General features: G+C 62.8%; 25 protein-coding genes, 1 pseudogene and 1 riboswitch. Of the genes and pseudogenes, 12 read left to right on the top strand and 14 right to left on the bottom strand.

Annotated elements, in window-relative coordinates; all coding sequences use genetic code 11:
• Nucleotides 1-5: 5 nt before the first annotated feature.
• From IV500_RS13805 to IV500_RS13840, 8 genes and pseudogenes are all read right to left on the bottom strand, one after another.
• Complete coding sequence (locus tag IV500_RS13805; protein ID WP_196397388.1) at nt 6-365, bottom strand: VOC family protein; 360 nt, start codon at nt 363-365, stop codon at nt 6-8.
• A 45-nt stretch (nt 366-410) separates the two neighbouring features.
• Nucleotides 411-947 (bottom strand): hypothetical protein, encoded by a 537-nt coding sequence (locus tag IV500_RS13810; protein WP_196397389.1) that lies wholly within the window; start codon nt 945-947, stop codon nt 411-413.
• 29 nt (nt 948-976) lie between these two features.
• Entirely contained in the window at nt 977-1324 is a 348-nt protein-coding gene (locus tag IV500_RS13815) for a DNA-3-methyladenine glycosylase (RefSeq protein WP_196397390.1), read from the bottom strand.
• Nucleotides 1325-1539: 215 nt separating this feature from the next.
• A pseudogene (locus tag IV500_RS13820) lies at nt 1540-1786 on the bottom strand (CorA family divalent cation transporter); the annotation flags it as partial.
• A gap of 404 nt (nt 1787-2190) precedes the next feature.
• The gene (locus IV500_RS13825) at nt 2191-2454 is read right to left on the bottom strand and encodes a hypothetical protein (RefSeq protein WP_196397391.1); all 264 of its coding nucleotides are present in this window, start codon (nt 2452-2454) and stop codon (nt 2191-2193) included.
• Nucleotides 2455-2464: 10 nt separating this feature from the next.
• Entirely contained in the window at nt 2465-2878 is a 414-nt protein-coding gene (locus tag IV500_RS13830) for a GNAT family protein (RefSeq protein WP_196397392.1), read from the bottom strand.
• Nucleotides 2862-3095: a hypothetical protein gene (locus tag IV500_RS13835; protein ID WP_196397393.1), complete on the bottom strand. Its 234-nt coding sequence runs from the start codon at nt 3093-3095 to the stop codon at nt 2862-2864. The genes IV500_RS13830 and IV500_RS13835 overlap by 17 nt, the downstream gene beginning before the upstream one ends.
• Complete coding sequence (locus IV500_RS13840; protein WP_196397394.1) at nt 3092-3448, bottom strand: hypothetical protein; 357 nt, start codon at nt 3446-3448, stop codon at nt 3092-3094. The genes IV500_RS13835 and IV500_RS13840 overlap by 4 nt, the downstream gene beginning before the upstream one ends.
• A 255-nt stretch (nt 3449-3703) precedes the next feature.
• On the opposite strand from IV500_RS13840, the gene IV500_RS13845 reads away from it, so the two are divergent.
• From IV500_RS13845 to IV500_RS13855, 3 genes are all read left to right on the top strand, one after another.
• The gene (locus IV500_RS13845) at nt 3704-4573 is read left to right on the top strand and encodes a GAF and ANTAR domain-containing protein (RefSeq protein WP_196397395.1); all 870 of its coding nucleotides are present in this window, start codon (nt 3704-3706) and stop codon (nt 4571-4573) included.
• Between the two features lie 299 nt (nt 4574-4872).
• Nucleotides 4873-5625 carry a GAF and ANTAR domain-containing protein gene (locus IV500_RS13850; protein ID WP_312875930.1) on the top strand — a complete coding sequence of 251 codons (753 nt, stop codon included), beginning with the start codon at nt 4873-4875 and terminating at the stop codon, nt 5623-5625.
• Between the two features lie 272 nt (nt 5626-5897).
• Entirely contained in the window at nt 5898-6083 is a 186-nt protein-coding gene (locus IV500_RS13855; protein WP_196397396.1) for a hypothetical protein, read from the top strand.
• Between the two features lie 118 nt (nt 6084-6201).
• Here IV500_RS13855 and IV500_RS13860 read toward each other — a convergent pair whose 3' ends face one another.
• Nucleotides 6202-7224 carry an NADPH:quinone reductase gene (locus tag IV500_RS13860; RefSeq protein WP_230854963.1) on the bottom strand — a complete coding sequence of 341 codons (1023 nt, stop codon included), beginning with the start codon at nt 7222-7224 and terminating at the stop codon, nt 6202-6204.
• 72 nt (nt 7225-7296) lie between these two features.
• A riboswitch (guanidine-III (ykkC-III) riboswitch) is annotated at nt 7297-7356 on the top strand.
• A 10-nt stretch (nt 7357-7366) separates the two neighbouring features.
• Here IV500_RS13860 and IV500_RS13865 point away from each other — a divergent pair.
• Both IV500_RS13865 and IV500_RS13870 read left to right on the top strand, forming a co-directional pair.
• Nucleotides 7367-7681 carry a DMT family transporter gene (locus IV500_RS13865; RefSeq protein ID WP_196397438.1) on the top strand — a complete coding sequence of 105 codons (315 nt, stop codon included), beginning with the start codon at nt 7367-7369 and terminating at the stop codon, nt 7679-7681.
• Between the two features lie 35 nt (nt 7682-7716).
• Nucleotides 7717-8937 carry an SLC13 family permease gene (locus IV500_RS13870; RefSeq protein WP_196397397.1) on the top strand — a complete coding sequence of 407 codons (1221 nt, stop codon included), beginning with the start codon at nt 7717-7719 and terminating at the stop codon, nt 8935-8937.
• A 51-nt stretch (nt 8938-8988) separates the two neighbouring features.
• Here IV500_RS13870 and IV500_RS13875 read toward each other — a convergent pair whose 3' ends face one another.
• Together IV500_RS13875 and IV500_RS13880 are read right to left on the bottom strand one after the other, a co-directional pair.
• On the bottom strand, nt 8989-9246 hold the full coding sequence (locus tag IV500_RS13875) for a hypothetical protein (RefSeq protein ID WP_230854964.1): 258 nt from the start codon (nt 9244-9246) through the stop codon (nt 8989-8991).
• A gap of 147 nt (nt 9247-9393) precedes the next feature.
• Nucleotides 9394-11367, bottom strand: coding sequence for a glycogen debranching N-terminal domain-containing protein (locus IV500_RS13880; protein WP_196397398.1), 1974 nt, complete (start codon nt 11365-11367; stop codon nt 9394-9396).
• Between the two features lie 65 nt (nt 11368-11432).
• Between IV500_RS13880 and IV500_RS13885 the strand changes: the two genes are divergently transcribed.
• The 3 genes from IV500_RS13885 (at nt 11433) to IV500_RS13895 (ending at nt 13806) form a co-directional block, all read left to right on the top strand.
• Nucleotides 11433-11876 (top strand): MarR family winged helix-turn-helix transcriptional regulator, encoded by a 444-nt coding sequence (locus IV500_RS13885; RefSeq protein WP_196397399.1) that lies wholly within the window; start codon nt 11433-11435, stop codon nt 11874-11876.
• 125 nt (nt 11877-12001) lie between these two features.
• Entirely contained in the window at nt 12002-13195 is a 1194-nt protein-coding gene (locus IV500_RS13890) for an MFS transporter (RefSeq protein ID WP_312875933.1), read from the top strand.
• A gap of 194 nt (nt 13196-13389) precedes the next feature.
• Entirely contained in the window at nt 13390-13806 is a 417-nt protein-coding gene (locus IV500_RS13895) for a thioredoxin family protein (RefSeq protein WP_196397400.1), read from the top strand.
• A 24-nt stretch (nt 13807-13830) separates the two neighbouring features.
• Here the strand turns inward: IV500_RS13895 and IV500_RS13900 are convergent, their stop codons facing one another.
• From IV500_RS13900 to IV500_RS13910, 3 genes are all read right to left on the bottom strand, one after another.
• Nucleotides 13831-14109, bottom strand: a complete 279-nt coding sequence (locus IV500_RS13900; RefSeq protein WP_196397401.1) for a putative quinol monooxygenase — start codon at nt 14107-14109, stop codon at nt 13831-13833.
• A gap of 80 nt (nt 14110-14189) precedes the next feature.
• Nucleotides 14190-15164: a DNA-3-methyladenine glycosylase family protein gene (locus IV500_RS13905; protein WP_196397402.1), complete on the bottom strand. Its 975-nt coding sequence runs from the start codon at nt 15162-15164 to the stop codon at nt 14190-14192.
• Between the two features lie 121 nt (nt 15165-15285).
• The gene (locus IV500_RS13910; RefSeq protein ID WP_196397403.1) at nt 15286-16200 is read right to left on the bottom strand and encodes a LysR substrate-binding domain-containing protein; all 915 of its coding nucleotides are present in this window, start codon (nt 16198-16200) and stop codon (nt 15286-15288) included.
• A 242-nt stretch (nt 16201-16442) separates the two neighbouring features.
• Here IV500_RS13910 and IV500_RS13915 point away from each other — a divergent pair, with 242 nt between their 5' ends.
• The 4 genes from IV500_RS13915 to IV500_RS13930 all read left to right on the top strand — a co-directional run bounded on the left by IV500_RS13915 (nt 16443) and on the right by IV500_RS13930 (nt 23660).
• Complete coding sequence (locus IV500_RS13915; RefSeq protein ID WP_196397441.1) at nt 16443-19928, top strand: bifunctional proline dehydrogenase/L-glutamate gamma-semialdehyde dehydrogenase; 3486 nt, start codon at nt 16443-16445, stop codon at nt 19926-19928.
• A 159-nt stretch (nt 19929-20087) separates the two neighbouring features.
• Nucleotides 20088-21473, top strand: coding sequence for a cystathionine beta-synthase (locus IV500_RS13920; RefSeq protein WP_196397404.1), 1386 nt, complete (start codon nt 20088-20090; stop codon nt 21471-21473).
• A gap of 15 nt (nt 21474-21488) precedes the next feature.
• Nucleotides 21489-22649 (top strand): cystathionine gamma-synthase, encoded by a 1161-nt coding sequence (locus IV500_RS13925; protein WP_196397405.1) that lies wholly within the window; start codon nt 21489-21491, stop codon nt 22647-22649.
• A gap of 324 nt (nt 22650-22973) precedes the next feature.
• A complete protein-coding gene (locus IV500_RS13930) occupies nt 22974-23660 on the top strand; it encodes a LysM peptidoglycan-binding domain-containing protein (protein ID WP_196397406.1) in 687 nt (228 codons plus the stop codon).
• Nucleotides 23661-23750 lie beyond the last annotated feature (90 nt).

Below are 23750 nucleotides of genomic sequence, written 5' to 3' on the forward strand. Positions count from 1 at the left end.
GCAGGTCAGTCCGTCGGTGGGGTATAGAGCTGAAGATCGTTTCCCTCAGAGTCCTTGAATGGCATGATGCGACCCCAGTCATGATCGCTGACCTGGCCGGTAATTTCGATGCCGTTTGCCTTGAGCCGGTCAATTTCCGTTTCGAGGTCGCCGCCATCCGGCTGGAAAGTTATTACCGCACCGCGGCTGGCATGTGCTGACGCGTCCTCGCGGGCGTTTAGCCCAATTTTTAGGCCGTTCGCATCGACTTCACTCCAGTCTGACTCCTGCTTCGTGACCTTGAAGCCAAGGGAATCACGATAAAACCTTACCGCCCGTTCCATGTCGCTGACGGGAACCCACACTGCCGCTATACCTGATGCCATGATTCTTCTCCTTGCTATTAATACTGATGGGATGATTCCGGCCCTCTACCTCACGAAGCCTTTGAGGACGTTACGAGGCCGCTGCATCTCTGCGTGCTTGGCGCCCAGAATAATGACCGTGCCGGCGAAGAAGGGCAAGGCCCACTGCAGGAGACGGAGTTTCTTTTGGGCCGGCTCCAGTTCCTTGGAAGCATTCGGGCCCGGTTCCGTTGCACCCTCGGCACCCTCCCCCGCCAGTTGTTCAACTTTCCTGCCCAGGAGCCCCGTGTAGAGAGTAAATCCGGCTCCAGTGAGGGTCACAGCCGTCTTGAAGGCCGTCACGCCGGTCATACCGTCTTGGCTTGCTATTCTCCCCTTATTGTCACTGATGACGAAGATCCCGGCGATCACGTGACCTACCAGGGCTGTAGCCTGGACGGGGGCCCATCTTTTCCAGCCCAAAGCGGAGAGCCTGGTCCGTTCGGTGGAGTCTTTGGCCTGTGACGCTGCGCCATTGAGGCCGATGGCGCCCATCAGGGATCCCCCGAACCAGGCGGCAGCGGTGAGGTCGTGGACGGAACGGGCGATCAGGTTGCCGGCCATGATGGTTTCCTTTTCTCGAATCCAAAAAGTTACTGGTCGTCGGCGCTGCTGGAATTAGTACCGGAGGGCTGCTGTTGGTGCGGATGCTGATAGACCTGCTGCCACATTCCGACGCCGTAAGCCCGGATCAGACGTCCCTCAGCGGTACTGATCCGAAGCACACCATCTTGAAGTCCGATGTCGAATCCGGGCACTTTTCCGGAAGTTCCGTCTTCTTCCTCTTGCGCATAAACGTGCGATTCGGAGTCAAGAAGTACCAGTACTCCTGGCTGCACCTGGCCATACAGGGCTGATGAATAACTGGATGCTTCCTGATCAGCATCAAAGATCTGCGGACCCTTCGAGCCCTGAGCATAAATTCTTATTGTTGGCATCATGGTCTCCTTTAGAGCTTGTTTATCCAGACTACGACGAAAACTAAGCCAACTGACTTTTATGCTCCTAAATACTTGAGACCGGGTATTACTGGTCGTTGCTAACCTGATAATGCCCCTCTTGGGGCAGTGTGGCATGCGACGCGGGGCCAGCGCTGGATCCCTCCCCGTCAGCTATGCCCGGGGCTTCTGGTTCAGCCCTGCCCGGAGCGTTACATCTATTTCCTGGATCTGAAGACGATATAGAGCACGAGGGCAAAGGTGATCATCGCGCCCAATGCGATGGGGTAGCCGAACGCCCAGTGGAGCTCGGGTGGGCATGTTGTCGAAGTTCATGCCGTAGATAGCACCGATGAGTGTGGGTGCAAAGAGGATTGCCGCTCATCCCGAGATCTTTTTCATGTCCTCGTTTTGCCATTGCACGACGAGGCTCGAGTTCACGCTCAGGATCTGTGAAAGGGCGTCGACGCCCAAATGGACGCCTGATGAACAACCTTTCGCCCCACCTTCAGCCCTCGATTTGGGTTCTCACCGTGAGCCATGGCTCGAAGATTACAGGCTCTGCTGGTGTGGCCCGCTGCCATCGCGCTTGAAAGAAGCCGTGGTCAAGGTCGAGAGTTCCTTGGCCGGAGTGCAACCCGAAATGCGGGTGCTCCATGAACGGCTCAATATAGGTTGGGATCGCCGCATCGAGGCTTCTTCGCAATGGGTGCAGCAGATTTCAAGGTCCAGGATGTTGGGGTCCTCTCTGCTACGGTCGAACGCCAATCGTAGGGTGGCCGCGAATATTGCTGACTAATCACCGCGTTGTCTTCTCCTGAAAAAATACTGTTGCCTGACTGACCCTGGGACGCTGTGGTGATTGCCTGTTATTCGACCCGCCATACTTGTTCGGTGTCACTGTGATAGGCCATGCGGCGGCCGAAGGCGCCATTGCTGGAGAGCCAGATAATGGTTGAGTCCACCGTTTTCTCGTCGATATACCCCGAGTACGTCCGATACCCGTTGTTTTTTAGATAGACCTTGTCTCCGCGTCTCAGCAGCGTCCAATCGCTGACCAGCGTGCTCCCGGTTTGCAGCGGGAGCGCAGCTATCTGCGGCGGGTACGCGTGGTCGCCGGTCCGTGGGCTCAAGGCCCCTCCCTCAGGTAGTTAGGTGACAGTGCCGGATCGTTTCAGCCGGAACTGAGAACGGTCTCTTGTTTTCGGCGCTCACGGTTCTTTCTCCGGTGGTGCGTTGTAAAGGGTCTCCGAGGTCCGTCAGCTGCAGGCGGGCCTGTTGTTGAGCGGGAATCAGGGCAAGGTATCGGGGATCGGTGCGCATGAACGCCCGGATGGCGAGGCAAAAGGGCAGTACGGCGAGACGACGTCGGGAGGCTTCCTCCACCGTGCTGCGGATCAGCAGCGTGGTCAGTTTAGGATTGTCGTGTTGCAGCATCTGCGTGTTAAGGAACCAGATTTCCTGACCGTTCATGCGGTAGAACACGCAGCCCGCCAAGCGCCCATCGTCGTAAATTTCGAAACGGGACAAGTCAAGGTTGTTATGAATGGTCTGCATTGGTCACCCCTGCCGGTACAGCTTCCCGGCCCGCGCGTGCGTCAAGTTCTGCCGCGACGTCCTGATAGAGGGCGCAGACACCAGGGCTGGGAAAGTCCTGATCCAGCAGGCGGTACATCCGATCACAGGAGGCAAGCAGATCTAGGGTGGGGACGCTGGAAAGATCCGCCGGCAGACCCGCCTGCGGTAGCGCAGAAGCCACTGACGAAGTTCTCACGCGGCCACCTTCGCAGCTGTGGGCGGACAGGAAACCTGCCACGCAGGGCACTCCGGCAGGACTGCGGGAGCACTGACACTGACGTGCGGATTGGATCCTCCGAAGGGCGCCAAGTCCGCATCCACGTCGGGACCGTCGTTGAGGTGGTACAGAATGTCCAGCGCCGACGCATCAATGTGGCGGGCGAGGGAAAGATCAACGACGACGTTCAGTCCCTGAATCAGGGAGCCGGCACGACGGATAATGGGAAGAAGAGCACGGCAGCTCTTGTCGGTGAGGCAGCCGTTTACTTCAAGAACGGCGGAGGTCGCTTCAATGTCCAAACGGACGATTACGCGCAGTTTATGATCCATGGGGGTACTCCAAGATGAAGGTTCCATGGCTCACTGCTAAGCCTCGATAATGTTATAGGTTCCAATGGGAAGCAACAAGCTCCCGGCACACCTGATTATCAAATGGTGCGAAGAGGCACGGTAACACCACGTGATATCTGTGATCCGGCCAGGGTTTTGGCGCCGGCCCGACCTCCGGGCTGCTGCTCGGGACCGCCCATGGATTGCTGCGGGCCTCTATGATAAGGACTTACGGTTTAGCAAAAAGCCGTTGGCATGCTTATCGGGACAAAACGCCGCCGACTGCTCCAGGATCTCCGGGAAACCCGGCCGCGGATCCCCGGGCGTTTGGCTACGTTCGGTGTCGGCCGGCACAACCGGAACGGCAAAGACAACGTGGCCATTGACGCGACAGCTCGAACCAGCACACCCGAATCCTCGATCGGCGAATATCTCCACACACTGATTCTTCAAAGCGAAGACATCGATGCCTTCCTCAATGGCCTCGCCTGTCATGCTGCACAGATTCTCTCCAGCGCAGATGATGAAGTGCTGTGTGGCATCACTCTCCTGCGGGACCGGAAGGCTGGGACCGTTGCCAGCAGCAGTGACCGTGCACGCCATATGGATGAAATCCAGTACAGCTTCGGGGACGGTCCCTGCATGACGGCATCCCGGGACCAGGTCACGGTCCATGTACCCGATCTGGAAACCGAAAACCGGTGGCCCGAGTACTCTGCGACCGTGCACCAGAGCGGTATGCGCTCTATCCTGGCCATCCCGTTCAACCTCGAGGGAGACGCGAAGGCAGCGCTGAATCTGTATTCGGCACGTGCCGGCAAATTTGATGCCCGCGTCCAGGAGACCGTCCAAAGGTACACCAGGGAGGTAACCACCACTTTGCAGCTTGGACTTCGCTTCGCCCAGCACATCGATACCGCATCCAATCTGAAATCAGCACTGGAGTCACGGACCATCATTGATCTTGCTGTGGGCATCATCATGGCGCAAAACCGGTGCAGCCAGGAAACCGCAGTTGGAATTCTCAAATCTGCCTCCAGCGCCCGGAACCTTAAACTCCGCGATGTCGCGACCGCCCTTGTCCAGTCCATCAACCAGGAAGCCGCCCACACGCATTTCGATTAAACTAAATCCAGGCTTTCAATACTCGGCCACAGAATCCGGACGCTGCACGCCATTGCCCCCTTCCCATCGCTGACGTCAAGCAGAGCGCGGCAACGGTGGGCAGGGCCTTCAGGCGCCGGCCGCGCTATTTCACGCCGTTTCGGAGCGATCAGGGGTACCTGTCGCCTCTTGGCAACTGCTGTAAAAACAGAAAATGAACGACGCAGACGACAACAGCAGCTGCTGCCCCTAAGGGATCAGAAGAGAATGTGATTAGACTTCGACTACCTGACCGTGCCCCGGAGTTGGAGGCCACTGTAGTGACGGATGTAGACAAGCATGTTAAAGACACCAAGGGTGAACCAGCTGCTCAGGAGGGTGCGGCAACCGTGGCCACGGATGATTTGGCCATCAGACTCGGCGAATTGGCCCGGGCACTGCAGCAGGATGACGGCGCTGAGCAGATGATGACGGACACGGTGCTTGCGGCCATTGACCTGATTCCCGGCGTGAACAACGGATCCATCAGCGTAGTCACAGCCCGGAAGCATGTTCAGTCCCGGGCAGCGTCCAGTGACCTTGCCCGCCGCATTGATGCCTTCCAGGAAGAGACCGGGCAGGGACCGTGCCTGTCGGCGATCTACGAAGAACGGACGATCCGGATTCCGGACATGACATGCGAGACCCGCTGGCCCGAATTTATCCGCAAAGCGGTGCAGACCGGTGTTGGCAGCATGCTGTGCTTTCAGCTGTACGTCCAGGAAGATAACCTCGGGGCGTTGAATCTTTACGGCGATGTCGGCGCTTTCACCGACGAATCCGAGCATGTCGGATTGCTGGTAGCGGCCCATGCCGCCGTCGCCTATGCCGGAGAGTTGAAAACCGATCAGCTCGGTGAGGCTATCTCCACCAGGGACCTGATCGGGCAGGCCAAAGGCATTCTGATGGAGCGCTACAAAATTACTGGACATCAGGCTTTTACTATCCTCGCGCGGGCCAGCTCACAATCAAACGTAAAGCTCCGTGAGGTCGCGGAGCATCTGGTTACCAGTGGCGACGTTCTGCACAAATGAGTAACTGGTTCTACGTTGTGGTTTGCCGGTTACCTGTATAGCCTGACGGAGAGTCAAGACGCGGCTTCAGGGTAGTGAAAAAACCTGCCGTCACGGGAGCCAGTTGCTCGCCGTTATTCTCTGCGAGGCTACGAGCCATGAGTCAACCCGATATCAGTGTTTGCGTTGATGTTCTCCTGCGCGGGGGAGGATTCGTTCTTCCGGCACGGGATCGCTCATACGACGCCGCAGCATTCCTTGGCCATCTAATATCTTGTGCTCAACGAGTGCATATGCGCATCACCATCCGCGAGGATGAAAAGTTTCTCACCGTGATAAATCCGGATCACCAGGTCACTGAGATCGAGAAGCGCGCGGCACAGATGATGACCGACTCTTTCCTCGACGATGGCCCACTTATAACTTATGAGGAAGCGCTGGACGATTCCCGCCGACTGGCGATACGGTCCGTGACGTAGTCCGGCAACCCTTCGAGCAATTCGCCCAGGGGTTATTTCACGCCGCCGATTTCGCTCCACAACTGAGCTCACAATTGGCGTCCAGTGTAAGACGTACAGGACAAACTTCGAGCCGGGGTCAAGGGCGCAGCAGGATCCTGCCCTTCACCGTCCCGGCCTCCATGTGCTCGTGAGCGGAAGCCGTCTGCTCCAGCGGCAGCCGCTCTGTAATCCGCGGGTGCAGTTGATTCCGGACCAGCATGCGGTTGATCAGTACCGCGGCGCCGGCAAGATCTGCCACGCTGGCGCGGCTGATCACAAAGCCGAGCACGCTGATATCCCGGGTGTAGAGCTGTGCCAACGGCATCTCTGTTTTTGCGCCTGCAGGGCCGGTAGCTGCCGTGATGAGGATCCTGGCGCCGGGAACCGTCGCGCCGGCCGCAGCCGCGAAATCGGTGTGTCCGGATGTGTCCCAAAAGATGTCCAGTCCTTCCGGCGCCACCTCGATCAGGCGGTCCGTCGGCTCCGGGTCGCGGTAATTGACAACGGCGTCCGCACCGGCCTGGCGGCAGCGGGCGAAGTCCTCCGGCCGGCAGCTGGTCACGACTCGCGCACCTGCCAGCGCAGCCGTCGCTATGGCGGCCAGGCCGACATTGCCGGCGCCGCCACCGACGAACACCGTTTGTCCGGGCCGCAATCTGCCGTGCACAAACCAGGCCAGGTAGGCTGTCGCCGTCGGATGGGCTACGGCAACGGCGGTGTCGGGGTCAACGCCGTCGGGCAGCCGGTACAACCTCTCTGAAGGGACCACAGCGAACTCCGCGAAGGAACCCTGCCGCCCGTCGTGTCCGAGGCTGTTGCACCAGACCCGGTCGCCGGCGTAAAAGCCCCGCACCGCGTTTCCGCAGCTCACGACGGTTCCGACGAGATCGCGTCCGAGAACGAATGGCAGCGGCAGGGCTGTACGGTAACGGCCGGACCTGACGAGAGTGTCGACGGGGTCCAGGGCTACGGTTTCGACGGCGACCAGAACGTCCTCCGCTGCGGGGCTGGGTCTGGGTAGGCTCCCCACTTCGATGCCGGCGGCGGGACCGGGCCGACGAACATACGCGGCGGTCATCAGTGACTGCGTTCCCAGCGGCGGCAACAGCGGTTTGGACATAGTTCCATCTTGACGGGTACGAGCTTGCGGTGGGAACTTCGGCGTGAGATTTTTAGGAGGCCACAATTTTCCACAGTGCCGACGGCACCCGGACGAGTACGCCGTACCCGGACAGCGACAAGACGGCGTCAAGGAGATCATTTTGTCCTGGCTGATTCTGGTAATTTCCGGCGTTTTCGAAGCTGTCTGGGCGACGGCGCTAGGCAAGTCGGAGGGGTTCAGCAGGCTCTGGCCGACGGTCGTTTTCGGCGTGGGCCTGCTGCTCAGCATGGCCGGCCTTGCGTTCGCCATGCGTCAGCTGCCCACCGGAACCTCGTACGCAGTGTGGGTTGGCATCGGGGCGGTGCTGACCATAACGTACGCAATGATCTTTGACGCCGAGCCGGTATCTGTGCTCAAGGTCGCGCTGCTGCTGGGGATTGTAGCGTGCGTGGTGGGCCTGAAAGTTCTGCACTAACCAGGAGCGACGAGCGTGGGTGCGAAGATAGCTAAGTGAAAATCCTCCGCCGCGCAGCACTCCCCGCGGCACTGTTTCTCGCCGGAGTGGGGGTGCTGATCAGCGGGTTGTTGCCTTGGCCGGACTTCGTCGCCCTGGCGGACCGGACGGTGCCGATCCTGCTGTTCGTGGTGGCGATGACAGTGGTGACAGAGTTGGCCGATGAAGCGGGGGTCTTCCGCCTGGTGACCGGGGCGCTCGCGCGGCTGGGGACCCGCCCACGCGCCACAGGCACCGACACCGGCGCGGAAGCCGGCACAGGAACCGGGAGGGTCTGGCTGCTGTGGCTGTTTGTGGTGGCGCTCTCGACCGTCAGCACGGTGTTCTTGTCCTTGGATTCGACGGCGGTTCTGGTCACGCCCGTCGTCGTCCTGCTGGCCATCCACGCGCGCATACCTCCGCTGCCGTTCGCACTAACCACAGTCTGGCTTGCTAATACTGCGTCCCTTTTGCTGCCCGTTTCCAACCTGACTAATCTGCTGGCGCAGCAGCGGCTGGGCCTTTCCCCTGCAGCTTTCGCGGCCATGATGTGGGCGCCGGCACTAGTGGGCGTTGTTGTTCCGGCGGCATTGCTGTGGATCACGTTTGGCCGCCGGTTGCGCGGTGCCTACACTCCAGCGGACACCGGGGCGGCACCGGACCGGTTATTGCTTATAGTGGCTGGTGTCGCGGTGCTGCTGCTGTTGCCGGCGCTGGTCTCGGGCGTGCCTGTGGTGATCCCCGCAGGCCTTGCGGCTTTATTGCTCCTGGCCGTCTTTGGGTTCCGTCGGCGCCAGGCACTGCGCTGGTCCATGTTCCCGTGGCTTCCGCTCCTGCTGACTTCCGGGCTTTTTCTCGTGGTGCAGACAATGCACTCGCATGGGCTCGGCGCCCTGCTGGCCCGGGTATCCGGTTCGGGCGAAGGACTAGTGCCCCTGCTGCAGCTGGCGGCTGTTGGTGCCGTGGCCTCGAACGGGGTTAATAATCTCCCCGCGTATCTGGCCCTTGAACCTGTTGCGGGCTCGCCGCTGCGGCTTGGGGCGCTGTTGATCGGAGTAAATCTAGGTCCGCTGATTTCGCCCTGGGCATCGCTGGCGACGCTGCTTTGGCATGAACGGCTCAAGGCTCTGGCAGTTAATGTCTCCTGGGGCCGGTACGCCCTGGCCGGGCTGGCGGCAGTCATTATTACCTTGCCGCTGGCAGTCTTGGCCATCTGGGCAGCGGCCGGATACCCGTAGCCCGGTTCCCGTCAGCAGATGGTTGATTTTTGGCAAAGCCGGTACGAGCCGTCACGGCGCAAGCTGTGGGGAATCCTCCGGCGGCAGTTTGCAGACAACATAACCGTCCTGATGGTGCACCAGCCGGCGGCCCCTTCCGCCGTCGAGCTGAATCCAGAATGTGCTGCGATCCTCCGTCATCGCATCCACGCGTCCGCTGAGCGGCCATCCGGACGGATCGATCAGGCAGATCGCCTCATCCCGCTGCAGCGCCGGCCACTGTGCCCCGGGCGCTGCCCCCGTCGTCATGTTATTGCTGCGTCGTCGCATAATGCCCTCTCCTCTTGGCCTTATGACCAGCTAACAGTCCCAGTGTGCGTGCAGCCAGTGAACCAGCGGTTAACCAGCTGTGGACGACACATTTGGGCGGCATGGTCTGTGCCCGGTCCGCATGACTGGCCGGCCGCGCAACGCGTATCAGGCCAAGGCATCGAGAAGAGGCGCGGCGGCGGCAGCGGCCCATGCCTGTGGGAAACAGGACATCGGGTAGGGCACCGGGGCGGGAGCCTGGCGCCGTGAGTAGCCCCCGAACAACTCGGGCAGGCGATAGTGAAAGGCCTCCGCCGCATCCAGCAGACCGGAGGCGATCCGGTGCGCGGTACTGGCATGCCCATCCTTGCGCAGCCCGGCGACGATGATAGCCGTGTCATGGGACCAGACCGACCCGCAGTGGTAGCTCAACGGCCAGTAGCCGGCATTCGTCTGTGACAGCGTGCGGATCCCAAAGCCGGTGAACAGATCGGGTGCCGTCAGCCGCTCGGCAACAGCCCGGCTTTCCGCGGCGTTCAGTAGTCCGGTCCCGAGCAGGTGGCCCATATTGCTGGCCGCGCTGGACACCGGGCGTTTATCAGCATCCAATGCTATTGCGGGGAACCGGCCGGCTGCGTCCGCGCACCAGAACTTCTCCCGGAAGCGCCGCTGCAGGTCGGTGCCCCAGGCGCGCCAGCGCGAGGCGCTCCGGCCAAAAGCCGTAAGCAGCGCGGATCCGCCCATCGCTGCCTCATACGCGTAGGCCTGAACCTCGCAGAGTGCGATCGGCCCTGCGGCCAAGGTCCCGTCGGGCCAGCGGACAGCGTCCGCGGAATCCTTCCAGCCCTGATTGGCCAGCCCGGTCCCGGTCGGATCCATGTACTCGAGGAAACCGTCGCCGTCGGAATCACCGTACTCCACCATCCATTCCAGCGCCGCCTCGCACGAATCGAGCAGGCTCTCAACCTCTTCATGCGGCAGCCCGGCACGCCAGGCGTCGTGCAGCAGGCAGACCCACAGCGGTGTCGCGTCGACGGTGCCGTAGTACAACGGGGGCAGGTGCAGACCCTTTCCCTGGTTCTCACTGGGAATGCTAAAACTGCCCCTGCGCAGCTCGTGGGGAATCTTTCCCGGCTGCTCCGCAGTCGCGGGGTCGGATGCGCTGCCCTGGAAAGCTGCGAGCGTGCGCAGGGTGCCGGAGGCCAAGGACAGATCGCGGGAAAGAAGAAGTCGTGCCGCCCAGAGCGAGTCCCGGCCAAATAGCGTGAAGTACCAGGGCGCCCCGGCGGCGAGGAAGGCCGCCCTGGGTCCCGCTGCTTCCAGATGGCGTTTCCCGGTCGATGCACGCAGGGCCAGGCGCAGCCCGGCAAGGTCCGAGGAGGACTGTGCAGCGAGTGCGACGAGCCGCGGTTCGGTGCCGGCGGTCAGTTTCGGTGCCTGCCAAGTGGGTGCCGCGGACACCGGGGACAGCGGGTCCATACCGGTCAGGTGCCAGCGGAACTCAGCCGTGCCGTGCGGCTGAAGTGTGACGGAATGGACGACGGCGGCAGTTGCCTTATCGGTAGCGGTTGACGAGGTGGCGCTTGAGTCAGCGGCAGGTGAGCTCAGCGCAAGGGTTGATTCTACGCCGTCGGACGTGCTCCAGCGGTAGGTTCCTGCTGTGCTGCCGGGCCGGAGCGGTGCTGTCACCGCTCCGCCGCGGACCGCGTCCATGCCGGCCAGATCCGCCGCCAGCTCCAGCCCAAGATCGACGGTCAATTCCGTAGGCAGGGCCGACTCGATGCTGATGGTTTCGCCGATACCTTCCCGGCTGACCAACACGGACCGGGTCAGCTGGCATGGGGGTGAGAGCACAGTGGAGCCCGTTCCGCGGAAGATGAAGCGTGCTTCAATCAACTGACCGTCGGCCGCTGGGCGGACGCGTACGGAAACTGCTTCCGGCTCCGCACCGTCAACAGTGAGCACAGCACAGGACAGAATCCGTGTGTCACCCAGATATGCGCCCTGTGCCCCAAGCTGCCGAAGCTGGCCATCGTCGCCGAGCCAGAGCTGATATGGGGCAGCAACCGCGGCTGTCAACCGATGGAGGAGTGGTTGCCGGGATGGGAACCCGGTGCCATTGAGTTCTTCGGTTTTGGGCATGATTCATTGCACCATTTCCGTGCATAATTGACACTTAGGGTTCCTAACTATTAGGCTACCTAAGTATGAGTGAAAAAGCGCTGCATGAGCTGGCGGGCCGCTACCGGGAAAGTCTGCGCCGGGCCGTGTACCTGATCAGGTCCTTGGATGTTGATGATGATTTGAGTACCGGACAGGTCAGTACCCTGAACATCGTGGCGGAAGGGCCGGTCCGCGTCAGCGAGATCGCACGCAAGGCCGGCGTCCGGGTGCCCAGCGCAACGGAGCAGATCATCAGGCTGGAGAACGCGGGCCTGGTGCAGCGGACCCAGGACGATAAGGATGCCCGCGCCGTGCTGGTTAGCCTGACTGCCAAAGGGGATGCTGCGCTGACGTCCGCCAATCATGCGCGAAACATTGTGCTCGGTGACGGTTTGGCCCAGCTGACACAAGCTGAGCGGGACGCTATTGCCGGCGCCATCGGCCCGATGAACAAGCTCAACAGTGCCCTCACGGGTTCAACACCATAAACCCCACAACAGTATTTCAGCAAGCGTTAGCGCAGCAAACAAGAGGAGGAACCGTGGCAGCCACTAGGGCAGCTAATACGGCAGAAACAACCAGACCGGCCGGAGCAGCGGGCGAAGTTGAAGAAATCGAAGAAACTTTCCGGGCGGAAAAAGCGTCCATGCTCAAACAGCCCAAGGCCGTGTGGGCCGTAGCCATCGCCTCCATATTCGCCTTCATGGGAATCGGGCTGGTGGACCCGATCCTGCCGGCGATTGCGGAAAACCTGCAGGCCACACCCAGCCAGGTTTCCCTGCTCTTCACCAGCTACTTCCTCGTTACCGCATTCGCCATGCTCATCACCGGATTTGTGTCCTCCAGGATCGGGGGCAAGAAAACGCTGTTGATCGGGCTGAGCATTATCGTGGTGTTCGCCGCGCTTTCCGGGACCGCCGGGAATGTTTCCACGCTGGTCGGCTTCCGCGCCGGCTGGGGCCTGGGTAATGCGCTCTTCGTCGCCACGGCGCTTGCCGTCATGGTTGGCGTGGCCAGCGGCGGTAGCGCCACCGCGATCATCCTTTATGAAGCAGCCCTTGGCCTGGGCCTTTCGCTTGGCCCGCTGGTGGGTGCCCTGCTGGGCGGCTGGCAGTGGCGCGCCCCGTTCTTCGGCACTGCCACACTAATGGCCGTTGCGTTCATTGCGTTGATTACTCTGCTCCCGAAGACAGCAGCACCGGCCAAGCGCACCAGGCTTCGCGACCCCCTGCTGGCGTTGGCCCACCCCGGGCTGCGGACCACAGCAGGAAGTGCGCTCTTCTATAACTACGGCTTCTTCACGATTCTCGCATTCACGCCGTTTATTCTGCACATGAACGCCTACGGAATCGGTGCTGTCTTCTTCGGCTGGGGCGTAGCAGTCGCCGTATTCTCCGTTTTCGTTGCTCCCGTACTGCAGCGACACTTCGGCCCGGTGAAAACCCTGCTGGGTTCCCTGGGTGCCTTGATGCTGGTGCTGGTTGGTATGGGCCTGGCCGCTGGACATTCCATTCCGACCATCGTGGTGCTGGTGATTATTGGCGGTGCGCTTCTGGGCATCAACAACACGCTCTTCACGGAACTCGCTATGGAGGTCTCGGACTCGCCGCGCCCCGTGGCCAGCGCCGGGTACAACTTTGTCCGCTGGCTGGGTGGGTCAATCGCACCGTTTGCGGCTGCCAAACTGGCCGAGCACTTCGGTGCGCCGGTGACATTCTATACCGCCGCCGTCGCGCTGCTGATCGGCATGCTGATTATCGCAACCGGTCGCAAGTACCTCTCGGCACATGCACCGCAGGGTGTGTGAGAGAGCCAGCGTCTAATCGGCCGCAGACACGACGAGGGCTCTACCGTGCGCCGTGCACGGTAGAGCCCTCGTCGTCGTCGACAGGTTCACCCGGTTGCTCTGATGCCCTCATGACGCACTATTCCCGCTCACGCGGTCAGCGGAATCGGCCGCTGTCACTGGTGCCGGCGGATGGCCTGCCGTAGCGTTAAGGAATGGCTACAGTCGAAATCACCACAGATTCATTCGGAACCACCATCGAGGGCAACGACATTGTGCTCGTCGATTTCTGGGCATCCTGGTGCCAGCCGTGCCTGCGGTTTGCACCCACTTATGACGCCGCGTCCCAGCAGCATGATGACGTCGTCTTCGGCAAGGTGGATACGGAGGCCGAGCAGCAGCTGGCCGCGGAGGCGAACATCACCTCGATCCCAACGCTGATGGCCTTCCGTGAAAAAGTACTGGTTTTCTCCCAGCCCGGTGCACTCAACGGCCCCCAGCTTGACGAGGTCATTACCGCCGTAAAGGCCCTGGACATGAAGGAAGTCCACGAGCATGTGGCGCGGCAGCAGGCCCAGGCGCAGGCTCCCGCAGCTGATGGAGATGCTCCCATAACCGGCGAGATTATCTAACCGCCGGAAGGTACGCCGGCGGGATCAGCCGCGGTCCAGTTTCACCGGTTCGGCCAGCAAGGCACTGAGCGATTCATTGAGATCCTGGACAGCAGTGCCCTTGCTGTGCCGATCCAGCTCCTGTGCACCGGCCCACTGCTCCGTCAGGACGATTCGTTCCTCGCTGTCCTGAGTGATTTCATAGCGCAGACAGCCGGGCTCCGCCACCACCTGCTCAATTGCAATCTCCAACGCCAGTTTCACGCGGAGGTATTCGCCGGGGCTGGGGATGAACGTTGCGGTCAGGTCAATAATTTCACTCATGCCACCAGCCTAACCGCCGGTTGCCGATCGCGTTGCGCCGTTCGTCTGCGGGGGAGTCGGCCGGCGCATCACGGGCGGAGTTAATGCCAGCGATGGTCCTGGATAGTCATCCGGGGGCCAAAAGCGGGTTTGCGGAATCCGCTCAGACCCAGCATCCGCACCACGCGCTGACGATGTCCACGCCATGGCTCCAGCAGCGCGCCCATTCCCGCGTCATCGACCGGTCGTCCGGTGAGGGCGCGGCCAACGAATGCGGCCAGATGGTAGTCACCGAACGAAACGCTGTCAGCGTCGCCGTGGGTGCGTTGGGTAACCTCCGCGGCCGTCCATAGTCCGATGCCCGGGATGGTCTGCAGTTTCGCTGCCGCCTCCTGGGCCGGCAGCGCTGCCAGGCGCTCCAACGACGACGCCACCTTGGTTAGGCGCATCACTGTCGCAGAGCGCTGCGGCCCCACCCCGGCCCTGTGCCATTCCCAGGACGGGATTCTGGCCCACTGTTCCGAGCTGGGGGCGATCATTAATCCAGCGGGAACGGGACCCGCCGCGGCCGCGCCCGGGGCCGGCGAACCATATTTGTGCACCAGGAACCGGAAGCTGTGCCGTGCCTCCTTCATCGTCACCTTCTGCTCCAACACGGCCGGGATGATGGCGTCCACCATCCGCCCGGTGGCGGGCAGACGCACGGCGGGGTTCCGCCGTCGTGCTTCCGTCACCAAACGAGGCAGCGTGGCATGGAAGTCCGGGTGGTCGAAGCCGGACCAATCGTCGTTAGCACCGAGCAGGGCCGGCACACCGGCGAGCGCAGCGGATGCACCCGGGCCCCAGGCCCTCGCCGTCACGGTCTGCTGTCCGGCGTCATGGGTGCGGACGGTGAGCTGAACAGTGGCGACGCCCGCGTCAGTAGCGAGACCCAGCCACGCCTGGTTACCCGCGAGCATAATGGTCCGGTCCGAACTTCCGCGGGGAAGTGTACCGAGGGTCTGCTGCAGGTCCAGCGGCCCGGCCGGTTCCCACACAAGCTCCAGCGCGCTGGTCTCGGTGGTGGCGGCTGTCATCCATCCATGGTCCCACGAATGCCGGAGCGGATTACGTCCTGATGCCGCCAATCGCGCACGAGCGCACCTGCTACACCGGCCGCGCTGGTCTTTAGTGGGTGCGGCGGTGGCAGCCGCGCGACTAGCCGGCGCCGCCCTGGCCGGTTGCCTCAGCGGCGCGTTGGAGCACCTCGCGGCAGGCAAGGATGGCTGGGCGGCGTCGGCTGGCCTGGCGTGCAGAGGTGAAAACGGTGCGGCGGGGGAGATCGGGAAGATCGAGCAGCCGGACCGTGGTGGGACGCCCGGTCCAGACCAGGTCCGGCATCAGGGCGACGGCGTTGCCGGACTCGATCAGTCGGATCTGTGCCTGCAAATCGGCAGTTTCATACCGGACATCGGGTTCGAAGCCGGCCTGCCGGCACGCCTGCTCGGCCCAGTGCCGAGAAGCGGCTCCGCGCGGCTCCATCACCCAGGGCAGTGCAGCGGTATCGGACAGCGACGTAATGCGCTGGCCGCCCAAACCATCAGGGGGAGTCGCAAGGCGGATGGCGTCGCTGGTCAAGGTGACGCGGTCGAGCTCCGGGTAGCGGGGCGCGGCGTGCCCGGGGTACTGCTCGGCAATGACCAGGTCAAAGTCGCGGGCCCACGTTTCGTAGAGAGCAGTCTCAGGCTCCTTCTGAGTCATTTCCAGCCGGACATCGGGATATTCATTGCGCATGATGGTCAGCGCATCGGGCATCAGCGCCAGCGCGGCGGACTGGAAAACGGCTAATCGGACGGTTCCAGTGACGGTGGTCAGCGAAGCGGCAAGGTCGGCCTCCGCACGTTCGAGTGTTTCAAGCAGCTCCGCGGTGTGATCGATCAGGATCTGCGCCTGCGGCGTCAGCTGCACCCTGCGGCCGGATTTGCGCAGCAGTGCAACGCCAGCCTCCTTCTCCAGCAATGCGAGCTGTTGCGAGACCGACGACGGACTGAAGTTCAGCGCTTCGGCCACTGCGGCGAGGGTCCCCCTGATCTTCAATTCCCGCAGAAGACGCAGCCGGCGTACGTCCAACATAAGCGGTTTCCTCCGTCTTCGAAGCGTGCCGTTCGGGCGGCGCGGGACTGTTACGGGAATCATCGGCAGAACTGATGATTATTAGTCAGAAAAGATCGCTTTTCCTCATCTGATTCTAGTCACATACTAAAAGAAAAGTGCCTCTCAAGACCCGCCCAGAAGGAACCGAATCCAGCATGCCCCAATTAACTCAGGAGTCCAGCTCCAGCAACGAAGCCGCAGCTTCAGCCGAGGACGCAGCAATGCCGGCCGGGAAGGCCGCAGGTTCTTCCATCGGTACCTCAGGGCCCAACCCACAGGAACTGGCGGAAGAAACCATCGCCGTCGTGCGACGGTGGCTGACCGAGGCCGCAAAGGTGCCGGTGGATGTCTCCGCGAGCCGGCTGGCCGGTGTGTTGAAGGACCCGAACGGGCTGGACTTCACCGTTGGTTTTGTGGACGGCGTGATCCGGCCGGAGGACCTGGCCGTGGCCGGACGTAATCTGGCCACGCTGGCCCCGAAGGTGCCCGCATTCCTGCCGTGGTACATGCGTGCTGCGGTCCGTCTGGGCGGGGTAATGGCCCCGGTGCTGCCACAGGTGGTGATTCCCGTTGCCCGGCGCGTGCTGCGCGAGATGGTCGGCCACCTGATTGTGGATGCCACCGATGCCAAGTTGGGCCCGGCCATCGCGGGAATCCGCAAGGACGGCGTGGACCTGAATATCAACCTCCTCGGAGAAGCCGTGCTGGGCGAGCACGAGGCGCAGCGCCGGCTGGAGGGCACGCTGAAGCTGCTGGCCCGGCCGGACGTGGACTATGTTTCGATCAAGGAATCCTCTACCGTCGCGCCGCATTCGCTCTGGGCCTTTGACCAGGCCGTGGAGCATGTGGTGGACAAGCTGACCCCGCTGTACCGGCTGGCGGCATCGTTCCCGAAAGCCAAATTCATTAATTTGGACATGGAGGAATACAAGGATCTGAGCCTGACCATCGCGGTCTTCACCCGGATCCTGGACCAGCCGGAATTCCAGAACCTGGAGGCGGGCATAGTGCTGCAGGCCTATCTGCCTGATGCCCTGGCCGCCATGATGCAGCTCCAGGAATGGGCCACGGCGCGCCGGGCACGGGGCGGCGCACCGGTCAAGGTGCGCGTGGTGAAGGGCGCGAACCTGCCGATGGAGCAGGTGGAGGCGTCCATTCATGACTGGCCGCTGGCAACCTGGGGGAGCAAGCAGGATTCGGACACCAATTACAAGCGCGTCATCAACTACGCGCTGACCGCTGAGCACATTGACGCGGTCCGGATCGGCGTGGCCGGCCACAATCTCTTCGACGTTGCCTTCGCCTGGCTGCTGGCACAGCAGCGAGGGGTAACAGCCGGCATTGAGTTTGAGATGCTCCTCGGGATGGCCACGGGCCAAGCGGAGGTGGTTCGCAAGGACGTAGGCCGGCTGCTGCTGTACACGCCGGTGGTCCACCCGGCGGAGTTCGACGTCGCCATTGCCTACCTGATCCGCCGCCTGGAGGAGGGCGCCAGCCAGGACAACTTCATGTCCGCCGTCTTCGAGCTCACGGAAAACGAGGCTCTCTTCGAACGCGAGAAGCAGCGGTTCCTGGCCTCCTTGGCAAACCTGGACGACACCGTTCCCGGGCCCAACCGCACCCAGGACCGCAACAAGGACGCCGCCGCGGCGCCGTCAGACGGTTTCGGGAACACCCCCGACACTGACCCCGCCCTGCCCGAAAACCGGATGTGGGGCAGGGCCATCCTGGAACGCATTCCGTCCTCCACCTTGGGGAACGCGGCGGTGCAGGCCGCGACAATCACCGATGCGTCGGCGCTGAACGCTGTGCTCAAGACTGCCGTGGAGCACGGCAGGGCTTGGGGGGCGCTCAGCGGCGCCGAGCGTGCAGCCATTCTGCACCGCGCCGGAGATGCGCTGGAAGCCCGGCGCGCGGACCTGATCGAGGTGATGGCCGCAGAAACCGGCAAGACCATTGACCAGGGTGATCCCGAGGTCAGCGAGGCCATTGACTTTGCACATTTCTACGCGGAGCGCGCCAAGGACCTGGACGCGGTCGACGGCGCCACGTTCGTTCCTGCGCGGGTCACCGTGGTGACCCCGCCGTGGAACTTCCCGGTGGCCATTCCGGCCGGCTCAACGCTGGCAGCGCTCGCCGCGGGATCCGCCGTCGTTATTAAACCCGCAACCCAGGCCCGTCGTTCCGGGGCCGTCATGGTGGAGGCGCTCTGGGAAGCCGGCGTGCCCCGTGAAGTGCTGGCGCTGGTGCAATTGGGTGAGCGCGAGCTGGGACAGCAGCTGGTGGCGCACCCCAGCGTTGACCGGGTAATCCTGACCGGTGGCTATGAAACAGCTGAATTGTTCCGCAGCTTCCGCACCGACCTGCCGCTGCTGGCCGAGACCTCCGGGAAAAACGCCATCATTGTCACGCCGAGCGCCGATCTGGACCTGGCGGCCAAGGATGTTGTCTACTCCGCCTTTGGTCACGCCGGGCAGAAATGCTCCGCCGCCTCACTGGTGATTCTGGTGGGCAGCGCAGCTACCTCCAAGCGCTTCCATAATCAGCTGGTGGATGCCGTGCGCTCGCTGAAAGTGGGCTTCCCGGCGGACGCCACCGTGCAGATGGGACCCATTATTGAACCGGCCAAGGGCAAGCTGCTCAACGCCCTCACCACGCTGGGCGAAGGGGAGAGCTGGGCAGTCAAGCCGGAGAAGCTCGACGCGGACGGCCGGCTCTGGTCCCCGGGAGTGCGCTCCGGCGTGCGTCGCGGTTCGTACTTCCATCTCACGGAATTCTTCGGGCCGGTGCTGGGAGTAATGACTGCCGCAACGCTTGAAGAGGCTATCGCGATGACCAACCAGATTGAGTACGGACTGACCTCCGGACTGCATTCGCTGGACTCCGTGGAGATCGGCACCTGGCTGGAGACTATCGAGGCCGGAAACCTCTATGTCAACCGTGGAATCACCGGCGCCATTGTCCGCCGCCAGCCCTTCGGTGGCTGGAAGAAATCCGCCGTCGGCGCCGGCGGCAAGGCCGGTGGCCCGAACTACCTGATGGGGTTGGGCAGCTGGGTTCCGGCCGAACCCGCTCCCTCGACCGGCACCGACGGTACTCCCGGCGGGAAGCTCCCGGACGTGGCAGCCGCGCTGCTCACCGCGGTACAGAGGGATTCGAAGACCGCAGTGTCGGAGGCGGAGAGCGAAGCACTGGCGACGGCGCTGCACAGCGATGCCGCGGCCTGGGCGCAGGAATTCGGCACCAGTAAGGACGTCTCGGGCCTCATCGCCGAGCGCAATATTTTCCGCTACCGTCCGGTGCCCGTGACCGTCCGGCTCAGTGCCGGCGAGCCTGTGGTGTCCTTGCTCCGTGTGCTGGCCGCCGGCCTGCTGGCCGGCTCGGCGCTGACCGTTTCCACCGCCGTCGTACTCGACTCTGCCGTCGCTGCCGTCCTGGCAGAGTACGGTGTGGATGTGCATGTGGAGGACGACGGCGGCTGGCTGGCAAGGGGGGTACGGCTCGGTTCGGGGCGCGTCCGGCTCATCGGTGGCGATCCTGCGGCTCTGGCCGGTGCCCTCGGCGGACGGCCGGACGTCGCGGTGTATGCCGGCCCGGTGACCGCCGCCGGGCGGATCGAACTGCTGCCGTTCCTGCGCGAACAGGCCATCAGCATCACCGCCCATCGCTTCGGCACCCCGAACCACCTCTCGGACGCGCTGATCTAGCCGCTGTCCGGATCGGAACTGTAATATCTGCCCACGTTTTGGACTTTCACGCCTTTTACGGTGCCTCCTCCGGCCAACGGAGCGTCCTTCCGGAACGTGGGCAGAACGCATTGTGGTCTCCGTTCGCCCTATGGTTGGCCAACCCATAACCTAGGAAGTATGAAGTACGCCAATTCCGTCCTGGACCTGATCGGCAATACGCCGCTGGTCAAGCTGAACAAAATCACCCAAGGCCTGGCCGCCACCGTCCTGGTGAAACTGGAGTATATGAACCCGGGCGGTTCCGCGAAGGACCGGATCGCGGTGAAGATGCTCGATGAAGCGGCCAAGGCAGGCCTGATTGCCCCCGGCGGCACCGTCATCGAGCCCACCAGCGGCAATACGGGCGTGGCCATGGCGATGGTGGCCCAGCAGCGCGGGTACGGGTGCATCTTTGTGGTGCCGGACAAGGTGGGCGAGGACAAGCGCGCCGTGCTGACTGCCTATGGCGCCGAGGTGGTGGTGACTCCTACGGCGGTGGCCGCAGACAGCCCGCAGTCTTATTACGGCGTGTCCGACCGTCTGGTGCGTGAGATTGCCGGTGCCTACAAGCCCGACCAGTTCTCCAATGCCAACGGTCCCTTGAGCCACTATGAGACCACCGGGCCGGAGATCTGGAAGGACACGGACGGGCGGGTCACGCACTTCGTGGCCGGCGTGGGCACGGGCGGTACCATCAGCGGCACCGGGCGCTATCTGCGCGAGGTCTCGGCCGACCGTGCAGCGGAGAACGGCGGCGAGGTACGGATCATCGGCGTCGACCCGGAAGGCTCTGTCTACTCCGGTGGCACCGGGCGGCCGTATTTGGTGGAAGGCGTCGGTGAAGACATCTGGCCCTCCTCCTATGATCCGGCGGTCCCGCACGAAATCATAGCCGTCTCGGACGCCGACAGTTTTGCGATGACGCGGCGGCTGGCCCGTGAGGAAGGCCTGCTGGTCGGTGGATCCAGCGGGATGGCTGTGGTGGCCGCGCTGGAGGCGGCGAAGGGGCTGGGAGCCGATGCCGTCGTCGTCGTTCTGCTGCCGGACAGCGGCCGCGGCTACCTGGGCAAGATCTTCAATGATCAATGGATGCAGTCCTATGGTTTCCTCAAAGCCGACGATGAACCCGCGATTGGCGACGTGCTGCGGTCCAAGAACGGGCAGCTGCCGGCGCTGGTGCACATCCATCCGAATGAGACCGTCCGCGACGTGATTTCCCTGATGAGCGAGTACGGTGTTTCGCAGATTCCGGTACTGACCCAGGAACCGCCCGTGGTGATGGGCGAGGTGATCGGCGCCGTGGACGAGCGGACCCTGACCGGAAAATTGTTCCGCGGCGAGGCAAAGCTGACGGACAGGATCACCGAGCACATGCAGCCCGCACTGCCGATCATCGGTTCGCTCGAGCCGATCGCCGCTGCACGGAACAAACTGCAGGACGTGGACGCATTGATGGTGACGTTTGTGGGCGCCCCTGTCGGAGTGCTGACCCGGCACGACCTGCTGAACTACCTCAACGACTGAAGGCAAGGAAAACTCATGAGCCAGGGATTCAACACACGAGCCGTCCATGCCGGCCAGGAGCCGGACGGCACAACGGGCGCCGTCGTTGTGCCGCTGTATCAGACCTCAACATTCGCCCAGGACGGCATCGGGGTGCTGCGCAACGGCTACGAATACGGTCGGGGAACCAACCCGACGAGGGACTCGCTGCAGACCCAGCTCGCCGCGTTGGAAGGCGCCGGGCACGCGTTTAGCTTCGCGTCCGGGCTCGCGGCTGAGGATGCGCTGATCCGTGCGGCGCTGGCGCCGCGGGATCATATTGTGCTGGGCAATGACGTGTACGGCGGCACCTACCGGCTGATCAACAAGGTACTGTCCGGCTGGGGGATCAGCAACTCCGCGGTGGACATGTCCGATCAGGATGCCGTCCGTGCCGCGGTTGCCGCCGGCGGCCCCGAGGGCAAGACCAGGATGATCTGGGTGGAAACACCCTCTAATCCGATGATGAAAATCACCGATATTGCCGCGTTGGCGCAGATTGCGCGGGATGCCGGGGCCGTGCTTGTGGTGGATAACACATTTGCCTCCCCGTACCTGCAGAACCCCCTCGCTTTGGGGGCTGACGTCGTCGTCCATTCCACCACCAAATACATCGGCGGGCATTCGGATGCCAGCGGCGGAGCCGTGGTGCTCAACGACACGGAGCTGGCGGAGAAGATCGGATTTGTGCAGTTCGCCGTCGGAGCCGTGTCCGCGCCAATGGAGGCGTGGCTGACCACGCGCGGGTTGAAGACGCTCGGGGTGCGGATGGACCGGCACTGCGAAAATGCGCAGCACATCGCTGAGTGGCTGCTGACCCGGCCCGAGGTGGAGCGCGTGCTGTACCCGGGGCTGCCGGACCATCCCGGGCACGAGCTGGCCGCTCGACAGATGCGCAAGTTCGGCGGGATGATTTCGGTGCAGTTGACCGGTGGGGAAGCTGCCGCCCGCAGCGTGGCCGAAGCCACCCGGGTGTTCACACTGGCCGAATCCCTTGGCGGAGTCGAGTCCCTGATGAACTACCCCGCCGAGATGACGCACGCCTCAGTGAAGGGCACCGCACTGGCCGTACCGGAGAATTTGATCCGGCTCTCCGTGGGTATTGAGGACCTGGAGGATCTGCTGGCTGACCTCGCGCAGGCCCTCGACGGAATCTGACGGCTAGCCGGGACCAAGCCGGGATTCGGATGGAAATTTCCCCTACATTACCCGATGGTTGCCCGCAGTCACAACAATATAACAATCATGTTGCTTCGATATCGATTTGGCATCGACTCTGAAATGCTCTAGCGTGGTACGTGCCCTGCGGGGTGGCGGTCGCCCAGCGTGCCGCGCAATCTAACTTAATGCCCGGGCCTGTCCACACCGAACGCCGTCACAACGGCAGGTACCGGAAGTAACCTCCACATCAGCAGGTTCGACGGCGACGCAGAGAAGTCCGGGGACGGGCGGAGCGCAGGTGGCCCTTCGGAGTAGTAAGCCATGAATAAAATGACGATCAGCCGCGGCCTTCGCCGGGGAATAGCAGTAGCCGCAATCGCCGGAGCAGGTCTGGCGGTTTCCGGAACAGCAGCAAATGCCGCACCGGTAAGCACCTGGGACGCGCTGGCACAGTGCGAAAGCTCAGGTAACTGGAACATAAATACCGGCAACGGTTTCTCCGGCGGCCTGCAGTTCACGCCGAGCACGTGGGCCGCATTTGGCGGAACGGGATCGCCGGAAAACGCTTCCAAGGCCGAGCAGATCGCTGTGGCTGAGCGTGTCCAGGCCGGTCAGGGCTGGGGCGCATGGCCGGCATGCTCGGCCGGATTGGGATTGTCCGGCGGCGGCGGCGCAGCCCCCGCACCGGTTCAGGCCCAGGCTCAGGCAATAGCACCTATCGCAGCCCAGCCTGCGGTTCAGGCTCCGGTAGTGCGGGCTGCTCCGGTTGCCCAGGCCCCGGTGGTCCAGGCGCCGGTAGCACAGGCTCCGGTCCAGGTAGCTCAGGCTCCGGTCCAGGTTGCACTGAGCGGGGAGACCTACACCGTTGTCTCCGGCGATACGCTCAGCACCATCGCGCAGCGTCTTGGCGTCGTTGGTGGCTGGGAATCGCTGTACAGCGCCAACACCGGCACCATCATTCACCCCGACCTCATCATGACCGGTCAGGTCCTGCAGCTGCCTGCCTAATATCTCTGCGCTGCCGGGAGGAAAGCTCCCGAAACGAAAGCACCCCGGCCATCAGGCGGGGTGCTTTCGTTGCCACTGGCACTCTTACGG

It is taken from the genome of Arthrobacter terrae, from assembly GCF_015708085.1.
In the GTDB taxonomy this organism is placed as follows: Bacteria; Actinomycetota; Actinomycetes; order Actinomycetales; family Micrococcaceae; genus Arthrobacter_M; species Arthrobacter_M terrae.